The following is a 24,049-nucleotide window of genomic DNA, read 5'->3' as shown; positions in this document are numbered from 1 at the left end:
CAGGATCTTCAATGGGTTTGGCAAAGCTGATCGGCGGCTTCGTGCGCCGGCACTGGCGTTCCTATGCGTCGTCGGCGGTGATGCTGTTCGGCGTGGCCCTGTGTACCGTGCTCGTGCCGCGCAAGGTCGGCGCGATGATCGACGGCCTCGCCGCGCACCGCCTCGGCGGCCACGACCTGCTCATCCAGATCGCGCAACTGCTGGGCCTCGGCCTCGCGATCTACGGCCTGCGCGTGGCGTGGCGCCTGCGCCTGTACTCCGCCTCGTACCGGCTCGGCGTGGAACTGCGCACGAAACTCTATGACCGCCTGTCGGCGCAGGGCCCGGCCTTTTTCCAGCGCCAGCGCACGGGCGACCTGATGGCGCTCGGCACCAACGACATCGACGCCATCGAGCAGGCCGCCGGGGAGGCGATGCTAGCCGGCTTCGACGGCACGCTCACGCTCGTCATGGTACTGGGTATCATGTTCCTCGGCGTCGACTGGCGCCTGACGACGATCGCCCTGCTCCCGTTCCCCCTGATGGCGCTGGCGTTCTGGCGCATCTCGAGCCACATCCACACGGCGTCCACGGATTCGCTGAAGCGCTTCTCGGCCCTGAACGACCACGTGCAGGAAACGCTGTCCGGCGTGCGTACGCTGCGCGCCCTCGGCCTGGAACAGCGCAGCGCCGACCAGTTCGCGCAACTGGCCGCGCGCGCCGCCGATGCGAGCCTCTCGGCGCAAAAATGGGAAGCCGCATACGAACCGGCCGTCGGCCTCACGCTCACCGCCGCGACGGGCCTCACGCTGGGCCTGGGCGGCTATCTCGTGTGGCAGGGCCAGATCACGATCGGCAGCCTCACGAGCTTCACGATGTACCTGGGCCAGCTGATCTGGCCGATGTTCGCGGCCGGCTGGGTGCTGTCGCTGATCGAGCGCGGACGCGCCGCCCTCGCGCGCCTGCAGCCGCTGCTCGATGCGCCGCTGACCGTCGACGACCGCGGCACGCTGGAGACGCTCGCGCGCGGCCCGCTCGTGCTGGACCACGTGCGCTTCAATTACAGCGCCGACGCGCGCCCCGCGCTGGACGACGTCTCGCTGCGCCTCGAACCGGGCAAGACGCTGGGCCTCGTCGGCGCCACGGGTGCGGGCAAGTCGACCTTGCTGCGCGTGCTGCTGCGCCAGGCCACGCCGCAGCACGGCAAGGTCACATGGGGCGGCCATGCCCTCGACGAGTACACGCTCGCCACGCTGCGCGCGCACATCAGCTGGGTGCCGCAGGAATCCTTCCTGTTCTCCGCATCGATCGCGGAAAACATCGCCCTCGGCCACCCCGGCGCGTCGCGCGCGGAGATCGAGCAGGCGGCAAAAATGGCCGCGATCCACGACGACATCCTCCGGTTCCCAGATGGATACGACACGCCCGTCGGCGAAAAGGGCATCACGTTGTCCGGCGGGCAGCGCCAGCGCGTGGCGATCGCGCGCGCGCTGCTGGCAGACAGCGCCCTGCTGCTGCTCGACGACGCCCTGTCCGCCGTCGACACGGGCACGGAAACGAACATCCTCGACCATCTCGACGACGTGCGCCGCGAACGCCCGGAACTGTCGGCGATCATCGCCAGCCACCGCCTGTCGGCCGTCGTGAAGGCGGACCTGATCGTCGTGCTGCGCGAAGGCTGCATCGTGGAACGCGGCACGCACGACGAACTGCTCGCCCTGGACGGCTGGTATGCCAGCCAGTGGCGCTACCAGCAACTGGAGGCCAGCCTCGATGCCATCTGAAGACGTCAAAAAGAGTGCGAATAAGAGCGTAACCGCGGCACAGGCGCGCCAGGCGACAAGCCTGCTGCGCCGCGCCGCCCATCCGGACCGCGCCCACCTCGGCTGGGCCACGCTGTGGCTGATCCTCGCGGCCGGCCTGGAAGTGGTCGGCCCCCTGCTGGGCAAGAAGCTGATCGACGATCACCTGCTGCCGCACCATCTCGACTGGACGCGCATGGCATGGCTGCTGGCCGGCGTCGTCGTCACGGGAATGGCCGCGTCGTGGCTGCGCTTTTTGCAGCTCGTGCGCCTGTCCGGCATGGCGATGCGCGCCGTGCAGCGCCTGCGCGAATGGGTCTACGGCCACGTGCTGCGCCTGCCGATGGCGTTCTTCGACCGCGCCATCACGGGCCAGCTCGTGAGCCGCGTCACCAACGACACCGAGGCGGTGAAAACCCTGTACATCCAGGTGCTGTTCGTGATCCTCGATTCCAGCATCGTCCTCGTCGGCACGTCGATCGCGATGGCGTGGCTGGACTGGCGCCTGATGGTGATCGTGCTGGCGCTCGTGCCCGCGGTGCTGGGCATCGTGTGGCTGTACCAGCGGCTGTCCGCGCCGGCGGTCACGCGCGCGCGCGCGCTGCGCAGCGACATCAACGGCCAGATGGCGGAATCCATCGGCGGCATGAGCGTACTGCAGGCGAACAATGCGCAGCACCGCTTCGGCCAGCGCTTCGCCCACACCAACGACCAGCACTACACGGCCCGCGTGGCCGAGCTGCGCGCCAACGCCTTCCTGCTGCGGCCCGCGCTCGACTTCCTCAACGTGGTCCTGCTGGCCGTCGTCATCTACAGTTTCGGCCAGCGCAGCATGAACGCTGTCGAAGTGGGCGTGCTGTACGCGTTCATCAGCTACATCGCGCGCGTCGTCGAACCGCTCATCCAGATCACGATGCAGTTCTCGGGCCTGCAGCAGGCCGTCGTCGCGACGGCGCGGGTGGCCGCGCTGCTCGACGAAGCGGGCGCCGCGGAACACCAGGCCGGACGCATCACGTCCGAGCGCAAGCCCGTGGCGGCCGACGTGCCGGCAGTGCGCGTGCGCGACCTCTCCTTCGGTTACGTGGAGGGCCAGACCGTGCTGCACGACCTGTCGCTGGACATCCCGCAGGGCGCCTTCTTCGGCATCGTCGGCCACACGGGCAGCGGCAAGTCGACCCTGCTGTCGCTGCTGCTGCGTTATTACACGTTCGAACACGGCACGATCACGCTGTTCGGCGAACCGCTGGCGACGATCGGCAACGAGCGCTTCCGCGCGGAAGTCGGCCTCGTGCCGCAGGATCCGTTCCTGCTCGCGGCGTCCGCGCGCGAGAACATCGACATGGGCCGCGGCCTGTCGCAGGCAGCCATCGAGGCGGCCGCGCGCGCGGCACATGCGCACGAGTTCATCGCCCGGCTGGAGCAAGGCTACGACACGCCGCTGGGCGAAGGCGGCTCGCGCCTGTCGTCCGGCCAGAAGCAGCTGATCGCGATCGCGCGCGCCCTCGCCGGCCGGCCCCGCATCCTGCTGCTGGACGAGGCCACGTCGCGCATCGACAGCCAGACGGAGCAGATCGTGCAGCAGGCGCTGGACGAGTTGCGCGGCCAGGTCACGATCATCGCCATCGCGCACCGGCTGTCGACGATCCGCGATGCCGACCGCATCGTCGTGCTGAACCACGGCCGCATCAGCGAATCGGGCAGCCATGACGACCTGATGCGCATCGAAGGGGGCCTGTATCAGCGGCTGTATTTACTGCAGCAGCTGAGCGTTTGACAGTTGCTTTTAGTGAAACTTTGTTAGTTAAACATTATTTTTGTAAGGCGCGGCTTTTTGGATACGAAACCTGTGTCTTTTACGCATAATCGTTCCATTAATTGATCTTTCTCATTTGCAAGAGCCTATAATCGAGTATGCAGATGTCCTAAATTAAGGGACTACACTTCCTCGGGGAGGCATGTTGGCAGGTCTATACCGTGCAGCGCAGCACCGACGCAGCCTTGCGCTGCTGGCTCTGCTATTGCTCGTTTCCGGAGGTACGCTGGCCGCGGAAGTTCCGGATGCGCCCGTGCGCGCCCGCTATGCCGAACTCGGGGAAATCATCCGCGTCACGCCCCAGCGCGCCGTGCCGCTGCTGGCGGGACTGGCAGCCCAGGCGCGCAACACGCCCGCCGAACACGCCCGCCTGCTCACGCTGTCCTGCGACCTGAGCCACCGCCTCGGCAAGCACGAAGAAGCCGTCCAGCTGTGCGAACAGGCGCTGCAACTGGGCCGCCAGGTGCACGACGACAGCCTCGTCGCGCGCGCCCTGCTGTCCAAGGCCTACGCCCTGTTCGGCCTGAGCGAGATGAGCCAGTCGCACCAACTGGTCTGGGAAGCGGAACGCCTCGCCGCCGCCAGCGCCGACGTCGACCTGCGCATCCTCGTGCAGATCTCGTCGGGCGAATCGTTCGCCGAGGAAGGCAACTTCCCCGTCGCGCTGACCAAGATGCAGGGCGCCGTGACGCTCGCGCGCCAGAGCGGCGACAAGCTGCAGCTCGCCGTCGCGCTCAAGTCGCTGGCCTACCTGTACAACCAGATGCGCGAATTCGACAAGGGATTCGAGGCGATCGGCGAAGCGGAACAGCTGGCGGAAGCGATCGATTCGCCGGGCCGCCTTGCGATCTTCAAGACGACGGAATACATCCTGGCCGCGAACAGCGGCGACATGGAGCGCGGCACGAAGGCCCTGCTGTCGGCGCTCGCGCTGGAACGCCGCATCGGCGCCGACGCCATGATCGCCAACACGCTCGTCAACCTGGCCGACTCGTACCTGAAGCAGCAGGACTGGCGCCGCGCGCTCGCGTACGCGCAGCAGGCGCTGGAGCAGGCGCAGAAGCTGCACGACGACGCCCTCGCCGCCACGGCCCGCGTCAACGTGGGCCAGGCCTACCTCGGCATGGGCCGCCTGGCCGAGGGCAAGAAGCACATCGAACAGGGCATGGACTGGTATCAGCGCTCCGGCAACAAGCCCGACCAGCAGGGCGTCCTCGTCGAATACGGCGACGCGCTGGAACGTGCCGGCGACCTGCCGGGCGCGCTGGCCGCGTATCACCGCGAGCGCGCGCTGTCGAACGAATTGTTCGAGACGCGCCGCCAGAAGGCGATGATGGAGCTGCAGGAAAAATACGAGGCCGACAAGCGCCAGCGCCAGATCGAGATGCTGCGCCAGGAAAACCAGGTCAAGTCGACCGAAATCGACAACCGCCGCCTGCAGCAGCGCATCTGGTGGCTGCTGGCGCTCGTGTTCGCGCTCGCGTCGGTCATCGTCGGCATCCTGTACCGCAAGGTGCGGCACGCCAACGCCCAGCTCGAAGTCAAGAACCAGGAACTCAAGCAGCAGAGCGCGCGCGATCCGTTGACGGCCCTGTACAACCGCCGCCACTTCCAGGAATTCATGCGCTCGCACCAGGAGATCGAGCGCAGAGGGGCCGGCACGAGCGGCGAGGACATGGTGAGCGCCATGTTCCTGCTCGACGTCGACCACTTCAAGCACATCAACGACACGTACGGCCACGGCGCCGGCGACGCCGTGCTGCGCGAGATCGCGGAGGCGCTGCGCGAGATCCTCCGCGAAACCGACATGATCGTGCGCTGGGGCGGCGAGGAATTCCTCGCCTTCCTGCCGGCCGTGCCGCGCAACAGCCTGGACGAGGTGGCGCGCCGCCTGCTGGCCGGCATCCCGGCCCGCACGATCGATTACCAGGGCACGCGGCTGTCGGTGAACGTGTCGATCGGCTTCGCGCCGTTCCCGCTCGTGCCGGGCACCGCGCTCTCGTGGGAACGCGCGATCAACATCGTCGACATGGCGCTGTACCTGGCCAAGGGCCACGGCCGCAACCGCGCGTATGGCGTGTGCGGCGTGTCCGGCCTCGATCCGGCGTCGCTGGACGAAGTCGAGCACGACATCGAGAAGGCGTGGCGCGCGGGGCTCGTCGATCTGTCGATCGTGACCGCGCACGTGCCGGAATTGCGGATGGCGTCGTAAGAACACCGTCATTCCCGCGCACGCGGGAATCCATTCTGAGCTTCCGAAGCCCGGCATCAAGAATATCGCGGCGCTTCTGACGTACCGAATCCGGTTGCTCAGTATGGGTCCCCGCTTTCGCGAGGACGACGATGTGCGGTTATTTAGCCGCCTGCTGCATCTTTTCCCCGGCCTGTTCCACCTTCTCCCCGACCCGCTCCGTCGCTTCCTTCGCGCCTTCGCGCGCCTCGCGCACGGCCTGGTCGGCCTTCTGGACCTGCGCCTGGACCTTGTCCTCGACCTTCTCGTTGATCCGGTCGATCTTGTCGTTCACGTGGTCGAGCTTTTCCTGCACGCGCGCACCGGCCGCGTCGACCTTCGCCTGCGCGCGGGCGCCCGCGTCGTCGATGGCCTTGCCGGCCTGCTGGGCGGGACCCACGCCGTCGGTGCCACGGTTGCACGCCGCCAGGAGACAGCCCGCCAGCAGCGCGCCGATGATGGATATCCGATTCATCTTGCACCCTCCTTTGTTGCCGAATATACACCTGCCCCACGCGCCGCGGCGGACGCTTCGAACGGTGCATCCGTCAAGGTACGCAGGAACGCGACGATAGCGTCGATGTCCGCATCGTCGAGAGCCGGCTTCATCCCCTTGCGGCGGTTGTACGGCATGGTGGCCACGTCGTCGAACAGGCGGCCGTCCTTGTACCGGCGCTCCGGCTCAGGGCCCGGCCGTTCGATCCGATCATCTGTATATCCCTTCGTTCGTGATTCAAATCGAAACACGATAGGGATGCAATGTGACCCGGCTATGACATCCGCCAGTCCTCGCGCATGAGCTCTACGTAGCGGCTTGCCCCCAGGCCCAGCGGCCGCTCGCGCGACCACACGACGTCGACCCACAGGCGCAGCGCGTTGCTGATGTTGTCGAACCCGATCTCGACGAGGCTCCCCGCCGCCACGAGCGGCTGCACGAGGGCGCGCGGCAGATACGCCCAGCCGAGGCCCGCCTGCACGAGGTTCAGGGTGGCGAGGTGGCTGTCGACGCGCCACACGTCGCGCGCGTGCACGAAGCGTGGATCGCGTCCCGCGCAGTTCTGGTCCACCTTGCTGCGCCCCGCCACGACGATTTGACGCGCATCGATCAGGTCTTCCAGACGCGGTGCGCCGTCGGCCAGCAACGGGTGTCCCGGCGCCACCACCGCGACGAGCAACTCGCTGCCCACTTCCTGGAACGCCTCGCGATCGTCCAGCCGTTCGCGCTCGAACACGAGGGCCAGGTCGATGCTCCCGTCGTGCAGCAGGCGCAGCGCATCGGCCTGCGGCGCCGACAGCACCTCCACTTCCAGCGAGGGGAATTCGCGCGCCAGCACGGCCAGCGGCGCGCTCCAGCGGCCCGCGATCAGTTCCGGCACGACGGCCAGCGTCAAACGCCGTTCCAGCCCGCCGTGCAGCGCGAGCACGTCCGCCTGCAGCCGCCGCAATTCGCTGGCGACGTGGCGCGCGCGCGGCTCCAGTGCCCGCGCGGCGTCCGTCGGCCGCGGGTCGCGTCCGGACCGGTCGAACAGCGTCAGGTCCAGCTCCGCCTCGAGCTGGGCGATGGCCATGCTGACGGCCGACGGCACCCGCCCCAGCGCACGGGCCGCCGCCGAGAAGGAGCCGTGGTCGAGCACGGCCAGGAAGATACGCATGCTGTCGCTGGTGAAGGCCATGATCTTTCAATAAAGTTGATAGATCCTGACTTTATACATCAACTTGGTCGACATATCCTTGCCCCATCGGTATTTTATGGAAGCAGGACCATGCAAGGCATCCAACGCAAGATCGTCTATGTCGCACTGTACGAAGCCATCGCCATCGCGAGCACTACGGCCGGACTGGCCGGCCTCGCGGACCATGACGCGGGCGCCGCCGGCATCGCCGCCGTCCTCGCGTCGGCGACGGCCGTCGTCTGGAACCTCGTCTACAACACGCTGTTCGAAGCGTGGGAAGCACGCCAGGCCAGGCGCGGACGAAGCCTGCTGCGGCGTGTCGTCCACGCCATCGGCTTCGAGGGCGGCCTCGTGCTCGCCATCGTGCCGATGTTCGCGTGGGCGCTGCACACGTCGCTCGTCGACGCCTTTCTGCTCGACATCGGCCTCGTCGTGTTCTTCGTCGTCTACAGCTTCGCGTTCAACTGGGCGTTCGACCTCGTGTTCGGGTTGCCGAAGGCGGCGGCCTGAATCCGGCTCGCCCCGTCCGTCTCCCGATTCGCCACATTCCGCTCGCCCGCGTGTCCGCGCCGGCGTAGCCTGAGCGGCATTCGATCCAGTCAGGAGACACCGTGAAACGACGATTCCTTCTCAAGGCCGCGGCGACGCTGCCCTTCGCATTCGCAGGCATGACGACCGCCGCACCGCTACGCCGGCGCGTGCGCCCGGGCGATGCTCTCTGGCCGTCCGCTGCCGCGTGGGACGACCTGAAACGCGGCGTGGGCGGCCGGCTCGTCAAGCTGGACGCGCCGTTCGCCGGCTGCGCCGCGGGTGCGGAGGCTCCAGCCTGCACGGCCGCCCTGGCGCGGTTGAAGAACGGCTTCGACATGGGCGACCAGCCGAACTTCACTCACACGAGCGGCTGGCTGGACGCGTGGTCGTCGCAACCGAGCGCGTACGCAGTCGCGGCGCGCACGACGGCGGACGTCGTCGCCGCCGTGAACTTCGCGCGTACCCACGACCTGCGCCTCGTCGTCAAGGGCGGCGGCCACAGTTACCAGGGCACGTCCGACGCGCCGGACTCCCTGCTCGTCTGGACCCGCCACATGAACGACGTGCACCTGGAACGCGCCTTCGTCGCGCGCAACTGCGGCGGCGCGCCGCAGCCGGCCGTCACGGTGGGCGCGGGCGCCATGTGGATCGATGCCTACGATGCCGTGACGACGCGCGCCGGCCGCTACGTGCAGGGCGGCGGCTGCACGACGGTCGGCGTGGCGGGCCTCGTGCAGAGCGGCGGCTTCGGCAGCTTTTCCAAGCGCTACGGCACGGCGGCGGCGGGCCTGCTGGAGGCGGAAGTCGTGACCGCCGACGGCCAGGTCCGCATCGCCAACGCCTGCACGAACGCTGACCTGTTCTGGGCATTGAAAGGCGGCGGGGGCGGCAGCGTTGGCATCGTCACGCGCCTCACCTTGCGCACGCGCGAGCTGCCGGCCATGTTCGGCGCCGTCTTCTGCAAGATACGCGCGGCCGACGATACGGCGTTCCGCACGCTGCTCGGCAAGCTGGTCGAATTCTATGCGCGCGACCTGTTCAATCCGCACTGGGGCGAGCAGATCGCCATCCACGGCGACAACACCGTCGACGTCTCGATGGTGTTCCAGGACCTCGACGAAGCTGCGGCCTCCCGCACGTGGGCGCCGCTGCTCGACTGGCTGCGCAGCCGCCCCGGCTACACGTTCGAGAAGCCGTTCCAGGTGCTGGCCCTGCCCGCGCGCCACATGTGGGATGCCGCGTTCTTCCGCGAGCATGCGCCCGGCTTCATGGTCGCCGATCCGCGTCCGGGCGCGCCTGCGCACCACGTGATCTGGAAAGGTGACACCGACCAGGAAGGCTGGTTCATCCACGGCTACAAGTCGGCGTGGTTGCCGGCGGGGCTGCTCGATCCGAAACGCCAGGCCGGCCTCGCCGATGCGCTGTTCCAGGCAAGCCGGCACTGGAGCGTGGGCCTGCACTTCAACAAGGGGCTGGCCGGCGCGCCGCAGGCGGACATCGACGCGGCGCGCGACACGGCAACCAACCCCGCCGTACTCGACGCCTTCGCGCTGGCGATCATCGCGGGCGGCGACGGGCCGCGTTTCCCCGGCATGCCCGGTGTCACCGTCGATGCGGTCCGCGGGCGCGGGCACGCGCAGGCGATCGGCAAGGCGATGGATGCGTTGCTGGCGGTGGCGCCGAGGGCCGGCGCATACGTCGCGGAAAGCGATTACTTCCAGGCCGACTGGCAGGACGCCTTCTGGGGCGCCAACTATCCGCGGCTCGCGCAGGTCAAGCGCAGGTACGATCCGGACGGGCTGTTCTTCGTGCGCCACGGCGTGGGCAGCGAAGGATGGAGCGACGACGGTTTTACACGTCTGGCGGGATAGCCAGCGGATGCTCGGCGCGCGCGGCATCGATGCGCGCCTTGAGCGCGCGCGTGTTGTCGTCCTCGCCCCAGCGCTTCGTGAACGCCTGCAGGCGGGAACGGGCCCGCTCGACGCTGCCGGAGGCCAGCGCGGATTCGATCGGGCCGCGCGCGTCCGCCCACGCGCTCGCACGCTGGCGCTTGCGCGTGCACGCGCTGGACGCCTCGTTCAGTCCGCGCTGCAGGCGCTCCAGCTGCTGCGGCGTGGCGCGGCTGCTGCGCAGCGCGATCAGCTCGTCCTGCGCCTGCTTGCCCTGGCAGGCTTGCGCCAGCGTGATGGCGGCGTCGATGCGCTTGTCGATCTTCTTCGCCGACGGCTTGGCCCACAGCCACACGCCCCACAGCACGGCCAGCGCGACGATCCACCAGCGCAGGCGGATCGGCTGGCGGCCGGCAGGCTTCGGGGCAGGCGGCGGCGTCGGATGCGGCGACCACGGGATGCCGCGGCCCCGCTCCGGCGGCGGCACAGGGTCGGCCTCGACCGGGCGGCCGCTGCGGCCAAAGGCAGTCGCGGACGGTGTCGCGTTGGGCGGTGGCGGGGGTGGTGCCGCCTCCTGCACGGTATCGGGCGCGTCCGACCAGCCCGACAATCCGGCCACGGCCTCCGCCCCGGCCGTCGCGGCAGCAGCGACGGCGGCATCGCGGCGTACGCGTTCATCGTCCGGCGGTGGCGGCGCCCCCGTCTGCTGGGCCGTCCCGCAATACGGACAGTAATTCACGCGACGCGGCATGCCGCGCGCGCAGGCGGTGTTGATGCAGCGGTAGATCGCTTCGTCCTGCACGGTGCGTCCTTATTCCGGGTCCGGGATGCCGTCGTCGTCCGGATCGGGAATCGCGGCACCGGCGGCCGCCATCAGTTCCGGGATGTCGCCGACCGTCTTCCACTTGTCCGTGCGCGGATTCCACTGCATGTTCCAGATGCGCGTGCCCGCGTCGATCTCGCCGCGCGTGAGCTGCTGCACGACTTCGTCGAGCGCGAACGGCCCGCGCTGGGTGCCGCCCACAAACAGCTTGTAGCGCGCGGGGATCGGTGTCGCGCCGACGACGTACGCGGCCGGCCCAAGGCTCGGCGCAGGCACCGCATCCGGTGCGCCCGGCGTCGGTGCGACGACGGTCGGCGCGGCCGGCGCGTACTGCGCGGACGGCATGACCGGATTTGCCGCCCGGCGTTCCAGCGCCTGCGCGGCGCGCGCGTCGGCCGACAGGAACTCAGGCCGGATCACGCGCTTGTCCGTGGGCCGCTCGACTTCCCACGCGTACGCATCGGAGGCGGAATCGGGCACGGTCTCCGTCCACGTGTCGAGCTGCGCGAGCGCCGCTTCCACCTGTGCCGGCGACAGCTGCGGATCGATCGAGACCGCGCGCCGCATCCACTGGTCGTACAGGCGCCGCGCCGTGATGTAGGGGAGCGACGGCGACGGCAGCTGGGCACCCGTCTCGTCCACTTCCAGCTTCGGCTCGTACACCCGCAGTTGATAATGGCGCATCAGCGCGGCCAGCAGCGCCAGCTGGTGCGGGCCCATGGCGGCCAGGCGCTGGCGCGTCGCCGCGATCACCTGCTCGCGGTAGTACGGCGGCAGGCCGTTGGAGCGGATCGCGTACTCGTTGCCGATCTGGAGCCACTCGCCCGCGCCCTGCTCGACCTCGAACAGGTATTGCCCGCGCGGCTGGAACGCGGCCTCGCGATCGCCCGCGTCCTGCTTGCGGCGCAGGACGCCCAGCGCGATGGCGGCGAGGAAGAATTCGTAATCGTCGGCCAGGCGATTCAGCTCGTCCATCGACGGCGAGATCGGATGGCGGAAGCGCGTCGAATCGAAGTGCAGGTGCGTGGGGATCTTCGGGTTCTCGATCTGGTAGCTGGCGCGCCACGTCGGCAAGCCGCGCAGCACCGTCATCGGGTAGCCGGACAGCTCGATGTAGCAGACGGCTCGTCCAGGCACGCCCGTGTTCACGACGGACACGAGGTCGCCGTGGAAGAAGCCGGTCGGCACGGCCGCGCGGATCTCCCCTTCCAGCTTGCGCCACGCGGCCGGGTCGCCCACGCCGATGAAGCACTTGAACTGGTCGGCGCTGGGAGTGAACTCGGCCGAGAAGCGCGCGTTAATCCACGGCATGGCGCTCTTGATCCACTCGGAGAAGATGCGGTGCCGCTCCTGCGGCGACATCGCGCCGAGACGCTCCACGAGCGGATCGGGCAGCTCGGCCACGGCCTGCTCGCCCGACAGCTGCAACTGCGCGCGCCGGAACAGTTTTAACAGCAGATCGGAACGCAGTCTCTCGTCGCCCAGTTGCGGGAACAGGCGCGCGGAGCCGCCGAATTCCAGCAGCACGTCTTCGCTCCACGCACTCACGTCGCCCGTCAGCCGCACGGGTTCCGGCAGCACGTCGCTCGCCAGCTTGATATAGGTTGCGTGCTCCTGGCGCGCATCGGCACGCAGCTGGCCGATGCGCTGGTCGACGGCGGCCAGCATCGCGCCCACGTTACGCCGCCCTTCCTGGAATTCCCCAGCCACGCCGCTCCAGCGCACTTGCCCGTGTTCGTCCGGCGCCTGCGGTTCGCCCAGCCAGCCGGACAGGCTTTGCATCACCTCGATGGATTGTCCCGCCGCGACGGCGAGCAGGTGGAAGCGCAGGTAGTCCGCGATGTCGCGCTTCAGGTGGTTCATGATTTCGCGCGCCTGCGCATCCTTGCCGAACAGGCGCCCCGCAGCCTGCGTCAGGTTGTTCAGCGATTCCTCGACCTGGCGCGTGCGCAACGCGTCGCGCACGTCGCGATAACGCTTGCCGTTGCGCTGGACGTTGGCCAGGTCGCGCTGCGCGAGACGTGCCTTCACCTGCTCCAGCAGCGACAGCACGAATTCGAGGCCGCCCTGCTTGCGGTCGTCCAGCAGCATGTACAGGCGGCCGCGCACGTTCAGGCGCAACTGCGCGAGCAGTTCACCGGTGTGGCGCTTGATGCGGTCCTCGCTCGTCTCGGCCGTGGCGCCGGCTTCGCGGATGGCGTCGCGCTCCAGGTTCGGCAGCAGCTCGACGACCTTCTCGCGCCAAAGCTTCAAGTCGTACGAGGCCATGATGCGGTCCATCTCCAGCTGCACCTTGCTCTCGACGCGCTCCAGCAGCGAACGCTGGTCCTTGTCCAGCAGGAGCATGTCCGTCAGCGCGTATTCCGGGAACGGCGTGACGTCGACGGTGCCCTTCTTGAAATCGGGGAACTCCGCGAACGGGTGCTCGGCCATGCCCATCTGCTCGCGCATGAAGGCGTCGCGTTCCTGGTCGGTGGCGCGCCGCGCGGCCGTGCCGTCGACCGCGACGAGGCCGAAGAACGCCTTCACCATCAGCGCCGCCAGTTCATACGCGCGGATGTCTTCGCGCAGGCTTTGCTGCGTGTCGAGGACGGACTGGCCGAACGCGGAATACACCTTCGAGTACGACAGGCGCATGTCGCCGAAGCGCTGCTCCGGCACGCGCGGGTTGTACGGCCCGAGCTTGTGCTGCTGCTGGTTGACGGCGACGGAGCGCTTGCGGTTGGCGAAATCGGCCGACGCGAAATCCTCGAACAGCGTATCGGCCACCATCTGGTACACGTCCTTCACGTCCTGCGTGGCCTTGTTCGCGAGGTTCGCGGTGTCGACGAAGTACACGTCGTCGAACGGCGTGCCGCGGCCGACAATGCTGTCCGGCTCCATCCACTGCACGCGCGCATTCATGTCGCGCATGCCCGTCTCCAGCTCCATCATGGTGGCGTACGCATTCGCCTCCGTACGCTCCTTGTTCGCCTTCGCGTAGCCGGACGGCAGGAACATCACGAGGTCGACCTGGCTGTCCGACACTTCCTGGCGTGCGACGGCCTTCGCGATCCAGCCCAGGTCAATGGCGCTGCCCGCGCCCGTGCCGCCCGCGTTCGACGCGATGACGACGATGCGGAATTTGGACGTGTCGACCTGCAGGCCGAGGCGCTGGTAATTCTCCTTGCGCTCGATGCCCGCGTTACTGCTCAGGAAATTCAGCGCGCCCTTGATGCGGCCGCGCAGCTTCGGGTATTTGTCGAACAGGTACAAGCGTGCCAGCGCACGGATCTGGCCCGCGCCCTTGGACGGGTCGATGCCCAGCGAGCGCAGTTTTTTGGGACGCAGCGGCATCCAGTTTTCGATCAGCGGGAAGCGCGCGAGGCTGTCGTCCGACTCGTGGTACTGCGGCAGGTCGAGCGGTTCGACGAGGCGTTCTTCGTCGGACAGTTTGACCAGCTCGAACCACGGGTCGGTGCGCTGCGATTTACCTTCGTCGATGACGGCGTTCGCATCGAGGTCGAAATGGAGGAAGCGCGCGACGGGGAAGTCGGCGATGGAGTCGACGCGGGTCGGATGCCGGCGGTTCCACACGGCCGCGAGGATGCGGCGGCGGATGCGCATCATGACTTCCATGCCGGTGCCCCCGGCGCCGATGAACAAGGTCGGTCGCAGGTCGACTTTCAGCTCGGCTTTATTGCCGAGGGATGCGGGATCGGGAAAATCTGCCATGGTGTTCTCTTTGAAAGGTCAGCGGCGGCCGACGAAGAAGGCCGCGACCAGCGTCACGACGCCGACGACGACCAGCGGTCCGGTGATCGCCGGGGTCAGGTATTTGCTCGCGTTGACGACGGCCAGCACGACGGCGGCCGACAAAAAGCCCATGCCGACGAACAGCAGCCAGCCCGCGCTGCCAGCGGACGACGGCGCCACGCGCTTGACGACGAGGTGGTGCACGTAGGCGTTGCGCACGAAGAAGTAAATCACCAGCAGCACGACGAAGGCGACGGCGCCGATGGCCATGTCGCGCCCGGCCGTGTCGCGCAGCGGCGCCGCGCTCGTGTTGGTGGCGCCGCCGGGTGCGATCTCGACGGGCTGCGTGGCCGTGTCGGGCGTCGTCTTCGGCAGGCTGTCCTGCGGCGTGGTCGCCGTCTGGCCGGGCAATTTGAAACCCGGATCGGTGCCGGCGGTGTCGGGGGCGGGCTTGGTCTGGTCGTTCTGCATGGTGGAGGGTTCCCGTGGGTTCATCGGCCGAGCCGTACCTGCGCGCCTTCGCGCAGGTCCAGCAACTGGTGGCCGAACAAGGTCGTCTTCAGGCGGGCCACTTCATTGCCCGCCTTGTCGTAGATCGGTTGCGTGGCGCCCGCCCGCGTATGCACGGTGCGCAGTTCGTCTTCCACGACGAGCTGCACCCGGCGCGGCCGGCCGTACGCATACGCGGCGCCGGCGCCGGCCGCCAGCAGCGCGAGCCCGCCGGCGAGCAGCGCGACGAGCGGCCCCGAGCCGTAGTGCACGTGCACCTCGACGGGCAGCACGGCCGTCGATGCCTGGATGTCGGCGGGCGGTGTGAAGATGTCCGGCAACGGGTCGCCGGGGAACAGCGCCGCCATGCGCTCGCGGAACGCCTGCGACAGTTCCAGCCGCTGGCCCTGCAGGTGCAGCTCGATGCGGCCCGGCAGCACGTACGCGGAGCCGGCCGATTTCAGTGCCGCCATCGACCATTTACCCGGAAGCTGCGCGACGGGCAGTTGCACGGTCGACGCGAGCGGCTCCGCACGGCCCGGCGCCAGCCGCGTGACGGTATTCGTCTTCAACGCGATCGGATGGCTCTCGCCGCCGAGCATCGAGCGCGCGGAGATCGTCGCGCCCGCGATCGTGTACGGGTACATCGTGTTCTGCAGCTGCCACTGGATCGTCGCGCTGGGCGTGCGCGCATCCGGGGCAACGTCGGCGCGCAGGCGGCCCGCCGCATCCATCGAGAACTCGACGCCGGGCGCGTTCTCGACCTTGCGCGGCACGAGCCGCACCGTGTCGCGGTCGAGCGGTTTCAGGCGCGCGGGCGGCTCGGTGATCACGCGCTGCACGCGGGCGAGCAGCGCGTCGAGGGCGCGGGCGCCTTCCGGCCCGACCGCGAACACGTACACCATCAGGCCGTTCGCGTGGTAATGCTGGCCCTGCACCGGCATCCGCAACGGGAACGCGAGCGCCTTCGTGATGGCGGGGCCCTTGTGGATCAGCGCATAGAATTCGCGGTTGCGCTGCGCGGTGGCCTGGTCGTTGTTCGGGCTGTTGCGGTTGTTCGTCACGAGCCAGACGAGGCCTGCCTTTCCGCCCAATACCTTGGTGACCGTCGTCTCCATGGCCTCGCCCAGGTCCGTGTCGGCCAGCGCGGTGCCGCCGGGTTTGCGGGCCGTCTGCAGGCCCGCCAGCGCGGCCTGCACGTGCGCAGGCGTCTCCTTCGTCACCTGCTCGGACAGCAGCGCGCGCGGCGATGGCGCGCCGGGCCGCGACTGGTTGAACGCGGCCAGCACGAGCGCGTCGCCCGGCTGCGCGACATTGCCGGCCAGCGCAGCCACCAGCGGCTTGAAGGGCGATTGCGGGTCGGTGTAGAACGGCTCCATCCAGCCCGAGTTCTGCACGAGCACGACCTGCGGCACGGCCCAGGCGGGGGCGATGCCGCACAGCGCCAGGAGGAGGACGAACAGGCGGGCGGCCGTCACGTCGGCGCTTCCAGATTCCAGCCGCGGATCCGGTTCCAGTCTGGGTGGTGCAGCCACAGGCGGTTGGCGTAAACGAAGGGCACGCACTCGAGCGGCCGCGCGAGGCGCGCCACCTCGTCCAGGATCACGTTGCGCCGGCCGATCCACTCCACCGTGGTGCGGGCGATCACGCGGTTGGCCAGCGCCTCTTCGGCGCGGCCGGTGTATTTGTGAAAGCGCAGCACGAGCCCGCTGGGCTGGCTGCGGTTATTGTTGAAGCTGCGCAGCAGCGGCAGGACGAGGGAATCGTCCTCGTGCTGGTCCTCGACGTGCTCGCCGGACCACGGTTCGTCGACGACGGGATGGCCGCGCCGGAACAACAGATTCGCGAAGCCGAGGCGCGCGCCGTCGATCGGTTCGCGCTGCGGATGGTCGCTCCCCAGTTCGAGGAACGAATACGACTGGCCGTCATGCCCGATCAGCCACATGCGGCCGTCGCGGCTCAGGGTGGGGCCGCCGAGGTCGAGGCTGGGCAGCCATGTGTCCGGCCACGCAAGCCAGCGCGGTGCTTCGCCCGGACGCCACACGAGCTGCCCCTCGCCGTGCAGCCAGAACAGCTGGCCGTCGTAGCCGATGGGCCGCGTCCAGCCGGTCAGCGGCAGCGCGCCGCAATCGAATTGCGGCCCGGGCGACAGGTCGGCACCGAGACCGCACAGGCCCAGCGTGCCGCCCGGATTGCGCACGAGGACGCCCAGCTGGCGCCGCATCAGGCCCGGCGCGGCGACGACCGGCGCGGCCAGCACGGCCTCCGTGCGGCACGTCTCGCTGACCGGGTTGATGGCGAGGCGGTACAGGCCGCGCGCCGTGGGCACGAGCGCGACATCGCCGCGGCGCGCCGGCACCTGCAGGTGCGCTGTCGGCAGCCAGCCATAGTCGGACGCGCCGAACGCGAGATCGGCCGCGCCCTCTTCCGGCAGCAGCACGTGCCAGACTTCCGCCAGCGGATCCCAGTACTGCAGCACGCCCCGCCCCGGCGCCAGCGCGAGCAGGCGCTGTTCGGGAAAGCCGAAGGTGGCGGCGGCAAACACGCAATGGGCGTTCGGCGGCGGCGGCATCGCGGCGTCGAAGCGGCCGACCTCCGGCGCGGGCGGCCGTTCTTCGAGGCTGTCGCCCAGCGCCAGCGACGTCACGGGTAACCCATGCGGCACGTGCCGGGGCAGCAGCGCATCTGCATGGGGGCCCCACCAGTCGGGGCGATGTTCGGGCACGGCGCCGAGACGTTCGAGCGGGCGGCCGCAGGTCGGGCAGAACGCGAATCCCTCGGGATAGATGGCGGCATGGTCGCAGGATTGCGGCAGCGAGGCGCCGAGCAGGTGCGCGCAATCGGCCAGGCGGCCGCGCGCGGCGGCCTGCCAGTCGATCCGGCCCAGCCCGTCGCTGGACGCCAGCTCGAACTGCCCGCTGTGCTCGTCCTCCAGCCAGATACTGGCCGGCGTTTCCCATCGGTATGCCATGCGCTCCACCGTCGATTCGTCAAAATCGATCGCGGCCCGCTCAAACTCGGGGCCGTTATCGTTTTGGAATCATAGCGCCGGGATCAAGGCGACGGCGCCCTGTTCACGGAGTAGCACGTGGCTGTGCTTTACGGATCAAATGATGGGCTGGCTGGCGGAACTTTCGAGTGCCGCGCGGTTCACGTGGCGGATCTTCCACGCGCCGTTGTCCAGCACCATCGTCAACACCACGTCATGCTTCGCGTCGCCGTCCCCATCGAGCGTGACGAGGACGTCCGCGCTGCGCGCCTGGCGGCGCAGGGTGACGGCCTGCACGTGCCCGCGCAGCCAGGCGCCGTGGATGCGGGACGATTGCAGGAAGTAGTCGCCCGGCTGGAGGGTCTTCTCCAGCAGGCGCTTCACCAGCTGGTCGACGAGGGGCTTCGCGACGTATGCATTCAGACGGTCGTAGCGGTCGCTCAGGGGATCCTGATCGGCGTCCAGCGTCTGCAGGTACCAGCCATAGAATTCCGTCGCCACGGCTTCCGGTGCGCGCACTGCCGCTGCGGAAGACGCGAGACAGACCAGCAGCAGGCTGGCCAGAATGAACTTTAGGAAATTTCCTTTATGAATCAACATGATAGTCTCCCGACAGCCAGACTGTGCAGCATTCCGGCCCGGCAGGCCGTGACCTGCCGCAAGGGTATAATGCCGGGTTGTCCTCCCCCTTCACCGACGCCATGACGACCACCGACGCCCTGCCCGCCGCCGCCATCGACTCCGCCACCGCGCACCTGCGCAACGTGCTCGCGATCGCGCTCGAACACACGCCCGAGCGGCGCGCGCTGGTCGTCTTCGACACCCGCACGGCGCTGGCCCGCGCCCTCGTCGACGCGTACCGCGCGAATCTGCCAAAGGCGACCTTCATCGACTTCGACACGGTGGTCGCCAACGAGGTGCTGGCAACGTTCGACACGCTGGCGCCGCAGGACCTCGTCGTGCTCGTGCAGTCGACGAACTTCCGCCTGGACGGCTTCCGCCTGCGCGTGGAATTGTTCAAGCTGGGCCTGAAGGTGATCGAGCACGTGCACCTGTCGCGCATGCCAGGCGCGCAGGGCGAGCACTACATCGAGGCGCTGGCCTACGACCCCACCTACTTCCGCGGCGTGGGCCACGCGCTGAAGGCCCGCATCGACCGTGCCCGCCGCGCCGAGGTGCATGGCGGCGGCGCCGTCCTCACGTTCGACTCGCCGCTGGAAAGCGCCAAGCTGAACGTGGGCGACTACAGCGCGATGAACAATGTCGGCGGCCAGTTCCCGATCGGCGAAGTGTTCACGGAAGCGCGGGACCTGGAAGCCGTCAGCGGGCGCGCGCAGGTCCACGTGTTCGGCGATACGTCCTACCTCGTCAACCGGCCGGAGTCGCCCATCACGCTCGTCATCGACAAGGGCCGCGTCGTCGGCACGGAAAACGTCACGCCGGCATTCCAGGAAGTCCTCGACATCATCCGCCGCGACGAGGGCGAAGTGTGGGTGCGCGAACTGGGCTTCGGCATGAACCGCGCTTTCACGCGCGAGCGCCGCGTGGACGACATCGGCACGTACGAGCGCATGTGCGGCATCCACCTGTCGCTGGGCGCCAAGCACGGCGTGTATGCGAAACCGGGCTTCAAGCGCAAGGATGCGCGCTACCACATCGACGTGTTCGTCGTGACGGATGCGGTTTACCTGGACGACGAGCGCGTGTACGCGGACGGCGCCTGGACGGTCCGGGACTGATGCCGGCCGGGTGACGGGCCCGGATCTTGCTTAAGTTTTTGGCATGGATACCGTCACCCAGCCCCCCTCGCGCGACACCGAACCGCCGCTGCGCATCGTCAAGATCCGGCGCGACTACAACAAATGGGTCGCCGACGAGACCATCGAGGACTATGCGCTGCGTTTCACGCCGCGGTCGTTCCGCAAATGGTCCGTGTTCCGTGTCGCGAACACGGCGTTCGGCGCCATCTCCTTCCTCGTGCTGGAAGCGATCGGCGGCACCATCGCCGTCAACTACGGCTTCGCGAACGCGTTCTGGGCCATCGTCGCCATCGGCCTGATCATCTTCGCCACCGGCCTGCCGATCAGCTACTACGCCGCCCACCACGGCGTCGACATGGACCTGCTCACGCGCGGCGCCGGCTTCGGCTACATCGGCTCGACCATCTCCTCGTTCGTCTACGCCTCGTTCACCTTCATCCTGTTCGCGCTGGAGGCGGCCATCATGGCCTATGCGCTCGAGCTGTACTTTGGGCTGCCGCTGTATCTCGGCTACCTCGTCAGCGCGCTCGCCGTGATCCCGCTCGTGACGCATGGCGTGACGCTCGTGAGCCGCATCCAGATGCTCACGCAGCCCGTCTGGCTTGTCCTGCTCGCGCTGCCGTTCGTCGCCGTCGCCATCAAGCAGCCGGACCTGCTGACGCAGCTGCAGCGCTTCTCCGGCCAAGCCGGAACGCACGGCTTCGACATCCTGCAGTTCGGCGCCGCCACCGCCGTCGGCGTCGCGCTCATCACGCAGATCGGCGAGCAGGTCGACTTCCTGCGCTTCATGCCCGAACGGACGCCGGCCAACCGCGTGCGCTGGCACCTGGGCGTGCTGGTCGCCGGCCCCGGCTGGATCCTGCTCGGGATGGCGAAGATGCTGGGCGGCGCGCTGCTCGCGCTGCTGGCCATCGAGGGCGGCGCCAGCCTCGCCCAGGCCGTCAATCCGAACCAGATGTACCTGGCGGGCTTTCGCCAGGTGTTCGGCGCCGGCAGCCTGGCCGTCCTCGCGACGGCGCTGTTCGTCATCGTCTCGCAGGTCAAGATCAACATGACGAACGCCTATGCCGGCTCGCTCGCGTGGTCGAATTTCTTTGCGCGCCTCACGCACAGCCACCCGGGCCGCGTCGTCTGGGCCGTGTTCAACGCGCTGATCGCCGTGCTGCTGATGGAACTGGATGTGTTCCAGGCGCTGGAGCAGGTGCTCGGCCTGTACTCGAACGTTGCGATCGCATGGATCACGGCCGTCGTGGCCGACCTCGTGATCAACAAGCCGCTGGGCCTCTCGCCCAGGGGGATCGAGTTCCGCCGCGCCTACCTGTACGACATCAACCCGGTGGGCGTGGGCGCCATGCTGCTCGCGTCGACCCTGTCGATCGCCGCGTTCGCCGGCCTGTTCGGCGCGCATGCGCGGGCCTTTTCCGCCTTCATCGCGCTGGCGACGGCACTGCTGGCCGCGCCGCTGATCGCCTGGGCCACGCGCGGCAAATACTATCTCGCGCGCCCGGTCGCGGACCGGCCGGCGCCGGCGCGCACGCAGGTGTGCTGCATCTGCGAGAAGGAATACGAGACCGACGACATGGCGCACTGTCCCGCCTACCAGGGTCAGATCTGCTCCCTGTGCTGCTGCCTCGACGCGCGTTGCGGCGACGCCTGCAAGCCGCACGCGCGCTTCGCGCAGCAGTGGGAAACGGCGGCGAAGGCGCTGCTGCCCGTGTCGATGTGGCCCTACATGACGAGCCGCCTGGGCCACTACCTGCTGCTGATGGTCACGACGGCATCGTTCCTCGCCGGCCTGCTCGCCCTGCTGTACGTGCACGAACGCGGTGCGCTCGGCGCCGCAGCCGATCCCGTCATGGTGGACGCGCTGCGCCTGACCTTCGTGAAGGTCTTCGGCGCGCTGGTGCTGGCCGGCGGCATCGTCGCGTGGTGGCTCGTGCTGACGAGCGAGAGCCGGCGCGTGGCGCAGGAGGAATCGAACCGCCAGACGAGCCTTTTGCAGCGCGAGATCGAGCTGCACGGCCGCACGGACGCCCAGCTCCAGCAGGCCAAGCGCCAGGCCGACCAGGCCAACCGCGCCAAGAGCCGCTACATCGCCGCCATCAGCCACGAGATCCGCACGCCGCTCAACAGCATCCTCGGCTACGCCCAGCTGCTCGACAACGACGCGACGATTCCCGAACCGCGCCGGCAGGCGATCCGCGTGATCCGGGGCAGCGGCGAGCACCTGCTGTCGCTGATCGAAGGCTCGCTCGACATCGCCCGCATCGAGGGCGGCAAGTTCAGCTTCGATATCCGCACGCTCGCCTTTCCCGACTTCCTTGGCCAGATCGTCCGCATGTTCGAGCAGCAGGCGCACGACAAGGGCCTCGTCTTCCGGTACGAGGTCGACGGCCCCTTGCCCGACTACGTGCGCGCCGACCGCAAGCGGCTCGGCCAGATCCTGATGAACATCCTGGGCAACGCCGTCAAGTTCACGGCGCGCGGCGAGGTCGTGCTGCGCGTGCGCTATGCGCGCGAGATGGCGTCGTTCGAGGTGCAGGACAGCGGCCCCGGCATCCCGCCCGACGAGATAGAACGGATCTTCGAGCCGTACGCGCGCGGCAGCGCCGGCGCCGCCGCCGGCGTGGCGGGCACGGGCCTCGGGCTGCCGATCAGCCGCATGCTCGTCCAGCTGATGGGCGGCCAGCTGACGGTCGACACGGCGCCGGGACGCGGCAGCACGTTCACGGTGCGCCTGCAACTGCCGCGCGTGCACCTGCCGGCGCCCGCCCGGGTCGCGCCGGCGTTCGCGCCGTCCGGCTACGCGGGCCCGCGCCGCCGCATCCTCGTCGTCGACAACGAACGCAACGACCGCGAGCTGCTCGTGAACATCCTGGCGCCGCTGGGTTTCGAGACGCTGCAGGCCGAGACCGGCGCCGACTGCATCGCCCTGCAGGCGCGCTTCCAGCCGGACCTGATCCTGATGGACCTCGCCATGCCCGGCATCGACGGCTGGGAAGCGAGCCGCATCCTGCGCCGCGACCTGCACGTGGAGGTGCCGATCCTGATCGTCTCCGCCAACGCCTACGACAAGAATCTCGACAATCCGGCCGGTATCGCCGCCGAGGACTTCATCGTCAAGCCCGTCAACGTGGCCGAGCTGCTCGAGCGGATCGGCGCGCGGCTCGGCCTCGACTGGGCGCTGCGGGACGCGCCGGTGCCTGCTCCCGTTCCCGACCGCACCGTGGCGCGCATCCCGCCCGCCGCGCAGCTGGCCGCGCTGCGCGCGCAGCTCGCGCTGGGCCACGTGCGCGGCATCGTCCGGGAGCTCGACGCGCTCGCCGCGCTCGATCCGGAATACGCCGCCTTCACCGGCACGCTGCGCAAGTTCGCCGCCCGCTTCGACCTGGAAGCGATGGCGGCCTACCTCGACCAGGAAACCTCATGACCATGCAATCTTTCGACCGCCACGCCGGCCAGGTGGTGTTAATCGTGGACGACGTCCCGGAAAACCTCGCCGTGCTGCACGATGCGCTGGACGAATCGGGCTACACGGTGCTCGTCGCGAACCACGGCGCGGCCGCGCTGGAACGCGTGCGCCACGTCGTGCCGGACGTGATCCTGCTCGATGCCGTCATGCCCGGCATGGACGGCTTCGAAGTCTGCCGCCGGCTGCGCGCGGACGTCGCCACGCGCGGCATCCCCGTCATCTTCATGACCGGACTGACCGAGGCGGAACACGTGGTGGCCGCGTTCGAGAGCGGCGGCACGGACTACGTGACGAAGCCCGTGCGGCAAAGCGAGGTCCTGGCGCGGATCGCGGCCCACGTCAACACGGCCCGGCTGATGAACCAGGCCCGCAGCGCGCTCGACGCGTTCGGCAACGCCGTGCTGGCCGTCACGCCGCACGACGGCCGCATCGTCTGGCAGACGCCGCTCGCGCGCCAGTGGATGCAGCGCTGGTTCGGCGCGGACGACGATGGCACGCCGGCGCAACTGGCGGCCTGGCTGGCCGCGGGTCCCGCGCAGCCGCTGACCGTGATCCGCGGCTCGGCGCGGCTCGTCTTCACGGCGGCCGACACCCGCTCGCCCGAACAATGGATGATCGTGCTGCGCGAGGAATCGGACACGGCCCGCGTGCAGGCGCTGATGGCCCTGTTCCGCCTCACGCAGCGCGAATCGGAAGTCCTGCACTGGGTCATCCAGGGCAAGACCAACCGCGACATCGGCGACATCCTCGGCATGAGCCCGCGCACCGTGAACAAGCACCTGGAACACGTGTTCGAGAAGCTCGGCGTCGAGACGCGCACGGCGGCGGCGACACTGGCCACCAACCGCCTGCGCGCGACGTAAA

Annotated in this window: 17 protein-coding genes; 8 read left to right on the top strand and 9 right to left on the bottom strand. The window is 68.8% G+C overall.

Translation table 11 applies throughout. The features are described 5' to 3' along the window. The first annotated feature begins 11 nt into the window (after nucleotides 1-11). The 3 genes from P0M04_RS13965 to P0M04_RS13955 all read left to right on the top strand — a co-directional run bounded on the left by P0M04_RS13965 (nucleotide 12) and on the right by P0M04_RS13955 (nucleotide 5,806). Nucleotides 12-1,763 carry an ABC transporter ATP-binding protein gene (locus P0M04_RS13965; RefSeq protein ID WP_259449860.1) on the top strand — a complete coding sequence of 584 codons (1,752 nt, stop codon included), beginning with the start codon at nucleotides 12-14 and terminating at the stop codon, nucleotides 1,761-1,763. Then, complete coding sequence (locus P0M04_RS13960) at nucleotides 1,753-3,555, top strand: ABC transporter ATP-binding protein (RefSeq protein WP_259449859.1); 1,803 nt, start codon at nucleotides 1,753-1,755, stop codon at nucleotides 3,553-3,555. The genes P0M04_RS13965 and P0M04_RS13960 overlap by 11 nt, the downstream gene beginning before the upstream one ends. Nucleotides 3,556-3,799: 244 nt before the next feature. After that, nucleotides 3,800-5,806, top strand: a complete 2,007-nt coding sequence (locus P0M04_RS13955) for a diguanylate cyclase (protein ID WP_259449858.1) — start codon at nucleotides 3,800-3,802, stop codon at nucleotides 5,804-5,806. A gap of 139 nt (nucleotides 5,807-5,945) precedes the next feature. Here P0M04_RS13955 and P0M04_RS13950 read toward each other — a convergent pair whose 3' ends face one another. Genes P0M04_RS13950 through P0M04_RS13940 form a run of 3 tightly spaced genes read right to left on the bottom strand, consistent with a single transcriptional unit; the run spans nucleotide 5,946 to nucleotide 7,497 of the window. Then, entirely contained in the window at nucleotides 5,946-6,299 is a 354-nt protein-coding gene (locus tag P0M04_RS13950; RefSeq protein ID WP_259449857.1) for a hypothetical protein, read from the bottom strand. Then, a complete protein-coding gene (locus tag P0M04_RS32780; protein WP_307727173.1) occupies nucleotides 6,296-6,571 on the bottom strand; it encodes a hypothetical protein in 276 nt (91 codons plus the stop codon). Before P0M04_RS32780 ends, P0M04_RS13950 begins: the two co-directional genes overlap by 4 nt. Nucleotides 6,572-6,594: 23 nt before the next feature. Then, nucleotides 6,595-7,497, bottom strand: a complete 903-nt coding sequence (locus P0M04_RS13940; protein ID WP_259449856.1) for a LysR family transcriptional regulator — start codon at nucleotides 7,495-7,497, stop codon at nucleotides 6,595-6,597. A 90-nt stretch (nucleotides 7,498-7,587) separates the two neighbouring features. Here P0M04_RS13940 and P0M04_RS13935 point away from each other — a divergent pair, with 90 nt between their 5' ends. Together P0M04_RS13935 and P0M04_RS13930 are read left to right on the top strand one after the other, a co-directional pair. Then, nucleotides 7,588-8,007, top strand: a complete 420-nt coding sequence (locus tag P0M04_RS13935) for a PACE efflux transporter (RefSeq protein WP_259449855.1) — start codon at nucleotides 7,588-7,590, stop codon at nucleotides 8,005-8,007. Between the two features lie 101 nt (nucleotides 8,008-8,108). After that, nucleotides 8,109-9,899 (top strand): FAD-binding oxidoreductase, encoded by a 1,791-nt coding sequence (locus tag P0M04_RS13930; RefSeq protein ID WP_259449854.1) that lies wholly within the window; start codon nucleotides 8,109-8,111, stop codon nucleotides 9,897-9,899. Here P0M04_RS13930 and P0M04_RS13925 read toward each other — a convergent pair. The 6 genes from P0M04_RS13925 to P0M04_RS13900 all read right to left on the bottom strand — a co-directional run bounded on the left by P0M04_RS13925 (nucleotide 9,880) and on the right by P0M04_RS13900 (nucleotide 18,553). Beyond that, the gene (locus P0M04_RS13925; protein WP_259449853.1) at nucleotides 9,880-10,719 is read right to left on the bottom strand and encodes a hypothetical protein; all 840 of its coding nucleotides are present in this window, start codon (nucleotides 10,717-10,719) and stop codon (nucleotides 9,880-9,882) included. The genes P0M04_RS13930 and P0M04_RS13925 overlap by 20 nt on opposite strands. Nucleotides 10,720-10,728: 9 nt before the next feature. Further along, on the bottom strand, nucleotides 10,729-14,454 hold the full coding sequence (locus P0M04_RS13920; protein ID WP_259449852.1) for a tubulin-like doman-containing protein: 3,726 nt from the start codon (nucleotides 14,452-14,454) through the stop codon (nucleotides 10,729-10,731). An 18-nt stretch (nucleotides 14,455-14,472) separates the two neighbouring features. Further along, nucleotides 14,473-14,970: a hypothetical protein gene (locus P0M04_RS13915; protein WP_259449851.1), complete on the bottom strand. Its 498-nt coding sequence runs from the start codon at nucleotides 14,968-14,970 to the stop codon at nucleotides 14,473-14,475. Then, nucleotides 14,967-16,442 (bottom strand): hypothetical protein, encoded by a 1,476-nt coding sequence (locus P0M04_RS13910; RefSeq protein WP_259449850.1) that lies wholly within the window; start codon nucleotides 16,440-16,442, stop codon nucleotides 14,967-14,969. The genes P0M04_RS13915 and P0M04_RS13910 overlap by 4 nt, the downstream gene beginning before the upstream one ends. Beyond that, nucleotides 16,439-17,935 (bottom strand): hypothetical protein, encoded by a 1,497-nt coding sequence (locus P0M04_RS13905; protein ID WP_259449849.1) that lies wholly within the window; start codon nucleotides 17,933-17,935, stop codon nucleotides 16,439-16,441. The genes P0M04_RS13910 and P0M04_RS13905 overlap by 4 nt, the downstream gene beginning before the upstream one ends. Nucleotides 17,936-18,070: 135 nt before the next feature. Next, a complete protein-coding gene (locus P0M04_RS13900; RefSeq protein ID WP_259449848.1) occupies nucleotides 18,071-18,553 on the bottom strand; it encodes a DUF3828 domain-containing protein in 483 nt (160 codons plus the stop codon). Between the two features lie 101 nt (nucleotides 18,554-18,654). Between P0M04_RS13900 and P0M04_RS13895 the strand changes: the two genes are divergently transcribed. The 3 genes from P0M04_RS13895 to P0M04_RS13885 are packed head-to-tail and all read left to right on the top strand — an operon-like array spanning nucleotide 18,655 to nucleotide 24,048. Beyond that, complete coding sequence (locus P0M04_RS13895) at nucleotides 18,655-19,692, top strand: M29 family metallopeptidase (RefSeq protein ID WP_259449847.1); 1,038 nt, start codon at nucleotides 18,655-18,657, stop codon at nucleotides 19,690-19,692. Between the two features lie 43 nt (nucleotides 19,693-19,735). Beyond that, a complete protein-coding gene (locus P0M04_RS13890) occupies nucleotides 19,736-23,143 on the top strand; it encodes a hybrid sensor histidine kinase/response regulator (RefSeq protein ID WP_259449846.1) in 3,408 nt (1,135 codons plus the stop codon). Continuing rightward, entirely contained in the window at nucleotides 23,140-24,048 is a 909-nt protein-coding gene (locus P0M04_RS13885) for a response regulator (RefSeq protein ID WP_259449845.1), read from the top strand. Before P0M04_RS13890 ends, P0M04_RS13885 begins: the two co-directional genes overlap by 4 nt. Nucleotide 24,049 lies beyond the last annotated feature (1 nt).

Source organism: Telluria mixta, from assembly GCF_029223865.1.
GTDB classification, from domain to species: Bacteria; Pseudomonadota; Gammaproteobacteria; order Burkholderiales; family Burkholderiaceae_D; genus Telluria; species Telluria mixta.
Note: the sequence above shows the minus strand (reverse complement) of the source record. Positions and strands in the feature narration are given on the sequence as shown.